The following is a 9,970-nucleotide window of genomic DNA, read 5'->3' on the forward strand; positions in this document are numbered from 1 at the left end:
CCGTGGGGGGGGGGGGGCCCGGGGGGGGGGGGGGTGGGGGGGGGCGGGGGGGGGGGCGGGGGGGCGCCCCGCCCCCGGTCGTCCGCCGTCCGGTGTCAGGTCGCCTCGTCGAACTCGTCGTCGTACGAGCGACCCCCGTACGAGGAACCGCCGTACGAGGAACCGCCGTACGTGTCGTGCGTCCCGAGGTCGTCCGCGTCCCTCCGGCCGGACGGCGCCGGGACGGGCTTCCGCTGCCGGGGCAGCAGGTCCGCGAGCCACCGGGGCGGTCCCGGACGCCGGGCGGCGGACCGTCCGCCGACGCCGCGTTCCACGCGCAGCTGGACCCGGCCCTCCAGCGGGATGTCGCGAGCCAGCGGATACGACTGGTCGCGCCCGTCCGGGGTGCGCAGCCGGACCCCGGTGCGCGGGTCGCGCTGCAGGGCGTACCGGCCGGTGGGGCGCGGGTCAAGGCGGGGGCTGGGGCCGTCCGGGTCGGACACCTCGAACCGGTACCAGGGGTCGCGCTTGCGGGGCACCGTCGTCTCGCTGGTCGTCCGCTCCCCGGATTCGTCCGACACGGTGAGCCGGAGCAGCAGCCCGCCCGGCGAGACACCCTCGCGCGCCCGCCTGCGGTGCCACACGAACCAGCCGAGCAGCGCGGCCAGCAGGACGGCACCGGTCACCAGCGCCCACCACCACGCGTCCCAGATCCTCCGCGGCCAGGAGGGAATCGGCGTGACGTCCACCCTCACCAGCTTCGCGTCGAGCGGCCGGGCGGAGTCGTCCGCGTCCGACACCTCCATCCGCGCGGTCAGTTCGCGCGGGGTGGGCTTTCCGCCGACGGTGAGCCGTCCGGCGCGGTCCATGGAGTCGCCGGGGGCCAGCGTGACCTCGGTGAGGGAGAGGGCGACCGCGCCCGGCTCGGTGTCCCGCAGCGACAGGCGCAGGGTGTGCGGCCGGTTCGAGTCGTTGGACGCCAGCAGTCGGAACGGCACGCTGCCGCCGGGGTGCACCTCGACGTCGTTCACGCGGAGTTCGGCCCGCACCTCGGGGTTGGCCGAGGCGATGCGGGTCAGGAACGGGCGGTGGTCGGCGGTGAGTCCGACGGCACCGAGCACCCCGACGGCCTTGAGCCCGCCGGTCGCCCCCCGGGGGATCGTCACGGTGCCGGTGAAGCGGCCGTCGTCGGCCTTCTGGTCGCCGTTCTCCCCGTCGTCGGAGAGCGCCAGGTCCCGGGGTTCGAAACCGTCGCCGGTCAGCCGCCCGGACACCTTCAGCCGGCGCAGGTCCGCCGGGTCGCCGATGCCCTGCTCGTCCCGGGTCTGGAGGGTGAGTTCGACGCGGGCCTTCTCACCCGGCCGGGGGGCGGCGGGCGTCATCACGATGGAGGAGCGCACCGCCCCCCGCCACTGCACGGAGACACTGGCCAGCCGGTCCCGGTGGCCCTTCGGTGCGTCGAGCCGGACCCGCCAGCGGCCCGGCCGGGGGTCGGTGATGCGCAGCGACTCCACCTCGCCGCCGGAACCGGCCAGCGTGAAGGTCGAGCCGTCGGAGCGGCCGCCGGGCTCGACCTTCCGGCCGCGCGGGTCGTAGTACGTGGCCCGCACCGCGCGGTCGCCCTTGGAGACGACGACGGTGGCGAGCGTCGCCAGCGGGGACAGCGGTACGGAGATGTCCGCCGGTGGGGTGTCCTTGCGCGGCGGGTCGGTGACCAGGCAGCGGGCCCCGGCGAAGGCACGCTGCACGGCGTCGCCCAGGGTCTGGGAGTCCGTCGCCCTGTCCGCGCGGGGGCGGGCCGCCGCCAGGTCCGTGCACCCGCCCCGGTAGCCCCCCTTGGCCATGTCCTTCAGGGCGTCCATGTCGATCTCGTCGCCGAAGCCGAGCGGCCAGATCTGCACCTTGGCGGCGCGTGCCTCGGCCAGCGCCTTGGTCAGCTCGCGGCGGCCGTTCTTCTCACGGCTCTGTCTGTCGGTGCCGTAGGAGGGGCTGTCGCTCACGTCCAGCTTGCCGTCGGTGAGCAGGAAGAGGATGCGCGGGCGGTTGCCGCCGTGCTCGCTCAGCCGGGTCACCGCCTGCCGGATGGCGTTGGGGAAGTCGGTCCCGGTGCCCTGGCCCGCGCCGCGCCGGGCCAGCCGGCCGATGCAGCCGTCCATCTTCTCCCGGGCCACCGCGTCGAGCGCGGTGGTCGGACACACCTCGTCCACCGGGCTCTGGTCGTCGTTGTCGGCGCTGGCGAACCCCAGGACGGTCATCCGCGACGCCGGGGAGATCTCCCCGACCGCGATCCGCCCGGCGGCATCCCGCTCCCGCTCCACGTCGGCCGGGCTCAGACTGCGCGACTCGTCCACCGCCACGGCCAGGTCCACCGCGTCCGGTGCGGTGGACGCGGCCGGGGCGAGCGGCGTGGGCGGCGCCGTCCGGCCGAGCGCGGTCTGCCCGAGCAGCAGCAGCGCCAGCACGGCGGCGGCCCGCCGGACGCCGAGCAGCCCGCGCCGCCTGCCGGATGCCGTACGGCGTGCCCCGGCCGCCGCGCGGGCGCCGGAGGCGGAACGGGCATCAACTGCTCTATGAGGTGCGGCGGTTGTCGTACCGCGGTCGTACGTCGTACGGGCGTCGGGCACCGTACGCCCCCCTCGTCCTCGTGCCGCACGCCCCGGGCCGCCGCGCACCGGTGCGGTGTCGTGTACGTCCATGTCGTCCCCCTCAACTGTCACTTGATAGACGTAGATGTCGGGCGTGCGAATCCTGTGTGGGCCCGCGTGCGCCCTGGTGTCGGCGGCCGTGCCGCCGTCCCCCCTTCGGGCGCCGGGATCAGCCGAGCAGCAGCCCGGCCGTCGCCGACAGCGCCCCCGGTACCAGCCAGCCCGCTCCCCAGCGGATGCACCGGTACTTCCGGACGAGGATGTGGCTGTTGTCCACGGCCTGGGCCAGCAGCCAGGCCGTGACGTCCTCGCCCGCTCTGCCGACCGCCTCGGCCACGCCGCCCGCCCCAGCCGCCGTGTGCACCGCGACGACGTCGGCGAAGAAGGTGATGCCGGGCCCGACCCGCTCAGTTCCGCTGTGCGGCAGCACCGCCCGAACGAGTGAAGCGGACCCCGCCAGCCACATCGACAGCCCCGCTGCGACCAGCACCAGCCACAGCACGGAGGGCCGGTCCGGAGGGCGCTGCCCCACCCCGACCACCAGGGGCGGCACCCCCAGCGCCACCGACAGCAGCACCGACGCCTTGACGTCCGCCCGCCCGGTGTCCTCGCGGACCGTGGCGAGCAGCCTTTCGGCGACGTACCGCACCTCCGGGACCGCGGTCGCCGGGGTGCCCGGTGCCCCCGGTATGCCCGGTATGCCCGGTGTGCCCGGCGCGGCCGTCATCGTCCGCCGCCCCGGCCGCCCCGGTCCCCGTCCGACGGGCCGCCCCAGATGTCGTCGTCCTCGTCGGGCCAGTCACGGGACCCCGCCCCGGACTCCGCACGCCCGGAACCGGGGGAGGAGTTCCCGCCGTACGTGTACGCGTCGCTGTGGCCGTCGGTGTGCGCGGACGTGCCGTACCCGTCCCGCGCGGCCGACGGACCGGTCTCGTACTCGACGGCCTCCTGCGACTCGCCCCACCAGTCGTCCTCCTCCTGGCGCGGCGCCCCGGCGGTCCGCTCCGTCCCGCGCCCCGGGGTGTCGTAGGGGTCCGGGATCCCGGCCGCCGGGGCGTCCGGCCAGTCCTGCCGGGCCGGTGCGGTCGCGGGCGCGGCGACCGGGGCGACGGGCGCGGGCGGCAGCGCGGCCCGGGGTTCGAGCGACGGGAGCGCCGGCTGCCCCGCCGCCTGGCCGGGAAGCACCATCCGCCGGATGTACGCGTCCAGTTCGGGGGTGTTGACCCGGCCCTCGTGCGCCATCCGGACCAGGAACTCGCGGTTGGCGCGCTGTTCCTCGGCCTGGCTCTCCATCATCATCTTGACCAGCCGGCCGACCTCGGCGGTGCTGCCGGACGCCATCAGATAGGCGTACTTCTCCGCGTCGGTGCCGTGCGCGATCGCCGCGAACCCCCGGAAGCGGGCGGTCACCCGCTGGGCCTCCGCCTCGTCCTTGCGGGTCTGGCTGACGAAGCCGATCTGCGTGCGGTCGGTGCCGACCTCGACGAACACCTTCGTGCGCAGCCCCACCTCCTGCCCGAGGTCGGCCCAGCGGCCCGCCTCGATGTCCAGCCGCACGGCCTGGTTGGCCTCGTGCGCCTGGTCCACGGAGTACCGGGTGGTGACGCCCTGGAGCCGGTCCACGATCTCCGGGCCGAGGTCGTTCTCCACGCTGAACAGGCGCTTCTCCACGACCAGTCGGTAGTCGGTGACCTCCCAGCGCAGCTTCACCCGGGTCTCGAAGAAGGTCGCCGAGCCGTGCGCCGGCAGCTTCAGCGCGAACGAGGTCGTGTGCCGCCCGCAGGCGATCTCGCAGACACTGCTCGGCCGGGACCACCGGCTGAGCCGGTCGCGGTGGTCGGCGCCGCGCGCGGTGATCACGCTGTACCCGCCGTCCTGGTAGTAGAGCACGGAGGCCACCTGCGCGCCCTGGTGCTTGAACCCCCTTCCCTGCACGAGCCGTTCGCGCAGGAACGGCCCGGCGAGATTCTCCGGTATGACCAGTTCCTCTTCCTGTCCGGTCGTCACCTCTGCTCCTCCCCCCGGCCGCCCTGGCCGCGTCCCGTGGCCGCCATCGCGGCCACCACATGGCGGGCGAAGGCGGCGGTCATCGGTTCCTCCGGCGCGTCCACCATCAACCGCAGGAGCCAGCGCAGCCGGTCGGCGTCCCGACGGTCGCGGATCATCCGGGGCAGCAGCCACAGCAGGGCCTGGAGGATCTCCCCGCGCCGGTCGGCCGTGCCGTCCGCCGACGCGTCCCCGGCCGCCTGCTCGAACACATAGGTGCGGTCCGCCGGTCCGGGTACCACCGCGTCCGCCTCGGCCGCCCGCAGCCAGGTCATCAGCCCCTCCGTCGCGGCCTCGTGCGACAGGCGGTTCGCCAGCGACCGCCACAGCAGGTCGGCCAGCGGCTCGGCCGCGCTCTCCACCGCCACGGCCACCGCCAGCGCGAGCGGCCAGTGCGCTCGCCGGGCCAGCTCCGCGTCGGTCACGTCGACCGAAGCGCGCGGCACCGGCGGCCGCTCGACCTGCCCGGTCAGGGCATGCTGCCCGGCCCGGCCCGGCTGCCCCGACACCCGGCCCGCGAGCCGCACCCCGCCCGGCCCCCACACCCGGCTGACGGACGCCGGGACGGAGGTGGCGGCGTCCGCCGGCGGGGCGCCGGGGCCGTCGCTCTCCTCCGCCTGCCACATGTCGTCGGTCCGTGCGCAGAACAGCCGTACGGCACAGAGCATCGCCAGGTTCAGCTGCTCGTCGGAGCCGTTCTCCGACCACTCGCGCAGCACGGTGGCCGCCTCCCCGGCCCGGCTGCCGGCCACCAGCCGGGCCGCGCCGTAGGAGGCGACGAGCGCCTGTGCGCCCTCGTCGCGGCCGCCGATGCCGCACAGCAGCTCCAGGGTCTGCCGGGTCTCGTCCACGATCCGGCCGGAGGCGAGGGCCAGCGCCGCCGTCCAGCGCAGCGCCGGCACCGGGGCCTCCGCCCAGTCCGCGACCACGCCCCGCACCGCCGACCGGTACGGCTCGCGTCCGGCGGCCTGGGCCAGCGCGGTCGCGGCGAAGAAGCGGCGCCGGGTGTCCTTGGCCACCGACAGCGGCCGGATCAGCTCCGCGAAGCCGTACCCGAGGTCGGCGGTGGCGAGTTCGCCCGCCACCACGGCGGCCCGCACCCACACCTGCGGCCGGGGGGCGCCCGCCAGCTCGCGCAGCCAGCGCGCCACCGAGCCGCGGGCCGCGTGATGCCGGTGCCAGACCTCGGCCAGCACCGAGCCCGCCAGCGCCGTGCCCCGGTACGTGACCGTGCGGACCGGCACCGGCACCCCGCCCACCGACTCCTCCTCGCCGGTGCGCACCTCGGCCCGGCAGGCGGCGAGCAGCCCTTCCAGGTCCTCCGCGAACACCGGCCGCCCGTGCGCCCGTCCGGGCATCCGTACGGCGAGGATCTGCTGGGCGAGGAGTTCGGCGGCGTCGGCCACCGAGCTGACCGCCTCCCCGTCCAGCACCGCGAGCGCGATCCGGAAGGCGGCCTCCCGCACTCGGGGCGCCGCGGTGTCCACCGGCCCGTCCACCCCGGCCCGGCCGGGCTCGGGCACCGGAGGCAGCGGGTCGGCGGCTCCAGTGAACCATTCGCGGGCCTGCCGGCGCGCGATCTGGCCGCAGGCGTCGAGGAGTTCGTCCCGGCTCAGCTCTCCCCGCACGTGCCGGGCCACCCGTTCCGCGACCAGCTCGGTCTCGGAGGGCCGCAGTGCCTCCGGTGCGATGCCGAGCGCGTCCAGGAACAGGGGGTGCTTGAGGATCTGTTCACCCCGGCTCAGCGCGTCCGGGTCCGGGCAGTCCGCCAGGCAGCGTACGAGCTGCCACTGCAGCAGTTCCCCGGCGGGCGCCGGCGGGCACGCCAGCCCGTAGCGCCCTGTCAGCAGATGGCCGGCGGGCGAGGAAGGGGAGACGACCAGCACCGCGTACGCCCCCTTCGCGGCGAGCCGCGCGGCGAGCGCGTCCAGGTGCAGCTCCTGCGGCGCGGTGAAGTCCCGTGCAGCCTCCGGAAGCTGGACCAGCAGGCCGCCGCCGTCCAGCACACCGCCCGCCACCGCGTCCGGGTCGGCGGAGAGCAGCCCCAGATCGGACGGGGCGAGCCGGGTGACCCGGCCCTGGGTGAGGACCGCGGTGCCCGTCCGGCCGCCGGCCTCCGCCGTCTCGGGTACGGGCTTGCCGGCGCCGGAAGCCGCCTCGCGTACGGCGGTGGTGACCTCGTCCAACAGGCAGAGCCCGGTGGTGTGGCGGCCCGTGCCGGGCGGGCCGCCCAGCACCAGCACCCGGCGCCCGCGCAGCACCCGCTTCAGCGTGGGGTAGCCCGCCGGGGCCCGGTAGACCTGGCGCAGCCGGTCCAGCTCGTCCTCGGGCACGTCCCCGAAGACCGGCGCCGCCGTGTCCCGGGCGCCGACGTACACATCGCCGAAGTGCGCGCGGTCGAAGCTGGTCCGGTCGAAGACGCTGCTGTTGCCCCGGATGTCGAACCGGGCCTGCGCGGCCCGCTGGACCCGGGCCGCCGCGCGTGCCTCGCCCGGCACCCCCGAGTCGGCGAGCGGGTCCCGGGTCGCCTCCCGGAAACGCTCCTCCTGACGGTCCCGCCGCTCCGCGCGCTCCGCCTCGTCCGCCCGGTCCAGGCCGCCACCGTCCGGCCCCGCCTCCCCGTCATCGTCCCCGCCGGAACCCTGGCCGGAGCGCCGTTGGCCGTCCTTCCACGCCGGTTCGTCCCCGGCCCGCCACTTTTCCGGTCCGGGGGACGCGCCCCCGGCACCGTCGGCTCCGAAGCCCTCGGCGCCCCCGTACTCGCCGTCGCCGCTCAACGGGTTCCCTCCGTTGGGCCGTTGCCGTCCCTCACACGCCGGCCGCCGTACGGGGCGTTGCGGTCCCCGGCCCGTCGGCCGCCTTCGGGCGTGGTGCCGTCCGTCGCCCCTCGGCCTCCGTGCGCCCTGTCGCCGCCGGTCGGCCAGTCCTCCTGGGCCGCGCCCGCGCCGCCCCCGAAGTGGACCGGTCCCTGGAAGGTCGCGCGGTCCTGGACGACGCTGGTGCCGCCCTCCACCTTGATGTCCCAGTGGGCACCGGAACCGGTATCCACCGGCCATGCCTCAGTCCCGGCCGCCCGGGGATCCCCGTCGGCGGAGGGCCGGCCGGCCGGGGCCGGGGCGGCGTGCCCCGGATCCCTCCCCGGTGGGCGGCCCTCCGCTTCGGCTCCCGTGGACGCGCCGCCCCCGTTCTCCCCCGAAGGCGCGTCCACGGGAAGCGTGTCGAACCCCTCGTCACCCGGTATCCGGGGCCGGGCCTCGCCCGGCACGTGGAACCACGCGGTGACCGGGCCCTCCTTCAGCTCGACCCGGGCCGGGCGGTACGCGGAGGGCTCCACGAACCGCCCGCCGTGCCGGATCACTTCGTGGTGCAGCGAGTCGGAGACCACGAGGACCAGATCGCGCCCCGAGTGCTCCAGCACCGTCCGTGTCACCGGCGCGTCCGCCAACCGGCAGACCAGGTCCATCGCATGGCCCGACAGCCCCTCCTCGTCGTGCTCCACCGGACCCACGTGCAGTCCGACGCGCAGCCCGAGCCGGCGTGCCAGGTCCTCGTTCCCCGCCCGCTGCCGCTGGTGCATCTCGGCCAGCCAGGTGCCGAGCAGCCGGACCGGCGGGATGCGCGCGTCCACGGCGGCGATGAACCCGTCCCCCCGGTCCTCCAGATGGAGCATGGACTTCGCCACGCCCGTCGCCGCGAAGGACGCGTGGGCCAGGTCGTAGATCCGTGCGCGCATCCGTCGCTTCGCGCCGTCGAGGTAGCCACCCGATCCCCGGGTGTCCACGCTCATCAAGGTCTTGTAGACGGCTCCGTCAGCCATCTGCCCACCCCCTGTCGTGCAGTGACTGCCCGTCAGCATGGCGGCTCGCGTCGGCTCGCGATGTGGTCGTTTACACATCCGGTGGCAGCACATGGATCGCGCGCCGAATACGCGCGCCTTGCACGCTGTCCCCTTCTGCGCCCCGCACGTCAACACAACCCCGCACAAGCCTTGACAGATGCATATTCAGAAGGTTTTTGACAGGGGTATCCGCTGAAGGGAGGGGGACTGACGGGCGTACGAAAAAACCGCTCAGGGGGCCGGGAACCCGATGTTCCCGCCGGCCGCCAGCAGGCGCAGCGCGTCGTGGTCGATCAGCTCGATGCGGCGGGGCCGGGTCCGGACGACACCGGCGGCCCGCAGCAGCCGCAGCGACTTGGCGACCGCCTCGCGGGTGGCGCCCACGGCGTCCGCGAGATCGTGCTGGGCGAACTGCGCGAGCGCCGGGAACTCGTCCCCGGGGCCGCCCGTGTCCCGCGTGCCCGCACGGCCGGAGGCCGCCCGCTGGAGTTCCCCCAGTTCCAGCAGCCGCGCGGCCACCCGCTGGATGACGGTCAGGGAGGCGAGCGTGCGCCGCTCCTCGTCGGCGGTGCGCAGCCGGGAGACGAGCTGGGCCATGAGCAGTGCCGACACCTCCGGGTCGCGCCCGGCGAACGCGCGGAACCGGGCCCCGGGCACCACCAGGGCCCGTACCGGACCGAGCGCGGTGACGGAGGCGCTGCGCGCGATCCCGCCCAACGCGGCCATCTCGCCCACGAGTTCACCGCGCCGGCGCAACGCCAGGATCAGCCGGGCCGAGGACCGGTCGGTCGCGGTGGACACCACGGCCCACCCGTCCAACAGCACCAGCACATGGCTGCTGTCGTCCTGCTCCAGCAGCAGATGCTCGTCCGCCCGGAAGGTCCGCTCGGCACTGATCCGGAACAGATCCTTCCGCGCTTCGGCGCCGAGGACATCGAGAAACGTGCGGTCCTGCACCACCAGAGCCATGAATGCGTCGCTTCCGGCAGAGGCCGGGAAGGATCCGGCCGAGGGGCCCGAGAAGGAATGAAGCGGATGGGCCTGCCACTGTACCCGCGCCCCCTGCCCGGAAGAGCCGTCCCGGCGGACACCGCCGGGACCGGTCCGCCGTCGGCGGGACCGAGGCCGCCGGACACCGCCCGGTCCGGCCTCGACCGAGCGCGCACAACGCCGTCCCCCCGACGCCCCACCCCGGTGACCGCGTCCGTCCGGCGCAGGGCGGGCGGCGCGGGAGGTCCCCGTACGCCGAGTACGCCGAACACTGGAGCCGTGCTCCCCATGACCGATGCCCACCGGCTGTTCCGCGATCGGCTCGGACCGCGCTTCCTCACGCGCGGTGACGACGGCCCGGAACGGGACGCGCCGGTGGTGAGGGCCGAGGCGCGGCCGGTGTTCCGGGGGCGCCGGTTGTCCCGCCCTCGGCACGGAAGGCCTTCTCGTCAACCGCCGCCGCCCGCCCCGC

6 protein-coding genes are annotated in these 9,970 nt (G+C 75.6%); all 6 read right to left on the reverse strand.

Translation table 11 applies throughout. The annotated features are described in order from the left end of the window. Positions 1–95 precede the first annotated feature (95 nt). Positions 96–2,441 carry a VWA domain-containing protein gene (locus tag V7E45_RS35065; protein WP_333778304.1) on the reverse strand — a complete coding sequence of 782 codons (2,346 nt, stop codon included), beginning with the start codon at positions 2,439–2,441 and terminating at the stop codon, positions 96–98. A 352-nt stretch (positions 2,442–2,793) separates the two neighbouring features. Beyond that, positions 2,794–3,351, reverse strand: a complete 558-nt coding sequence (locus V7E45_RS35070) for a Pycsar system effector family protein (RefSeq protein WP_333778305.1) — start codon at positions 3,349–3,351, stop codon at positions 2,794–2,796. After that, entirely contained in the window at positions 3,348–4,631 is a 1,284-nt protein-coding gene (locus tag V7E45_RS35075; RefSeq protein WP_333778306.1) for a hypothetical protein, read from the reverse strand. The genes V7E45_RS35070 and V7E45_RS35075 overlap by 4 nt, the downstream gene beginning before the upstream one ends. Then, complete coding sequence (locus tag V7E45_RS35080) at positions 4,628–7,447, reverse strand: hypothetical protein (protein WP_333778307.1); 2,820 nt, start codon at positions 7,445–7,447, stop codon at positions 4,628–4,630. The genes V7E45_RS35075 and V7E45_RS35080 overlap by 4 nt, the downstream gene beginning before the upstream one ends. Then, entirely contained in the window at positions 7,444–8,487 is a 1,044-nt protein-coding gene (locus V7E45_RS35085) for a hypothetical protein (protein ID WP_333778308.1), read from the reverse strand. The genes V7E45_RS35080 and V7E45_RS35085 overlap by 4 nt, the downstream gene beginning before the upstream one ends. Before the next feature lie 252 nt (positions 8,488–8,739). Further along, complete coding sequence (locus V7E45_RS35090; RefSeq protein WP_333778309.1) at positions 8,740–9,477, reverse strand: Crp/Fnr family transcriptional regulator; 738 nt, start codon at positions 9,475–9,477, stop codon at positions 8,740–8,742. Positions 9,478–9,970: the final 493 nt, after the last annotated feature.

It is taken from the genome of Streptomyces sp. IBSBF 3136 (assembly GCF_036815105.1).
In the GTDB taxonomy this organism is placed as follows: domain Bacteria; phylum Actinomycetota; class Actinomycetes; order Streptomycetales; family Streptomycetaceae; genus Streptomyces.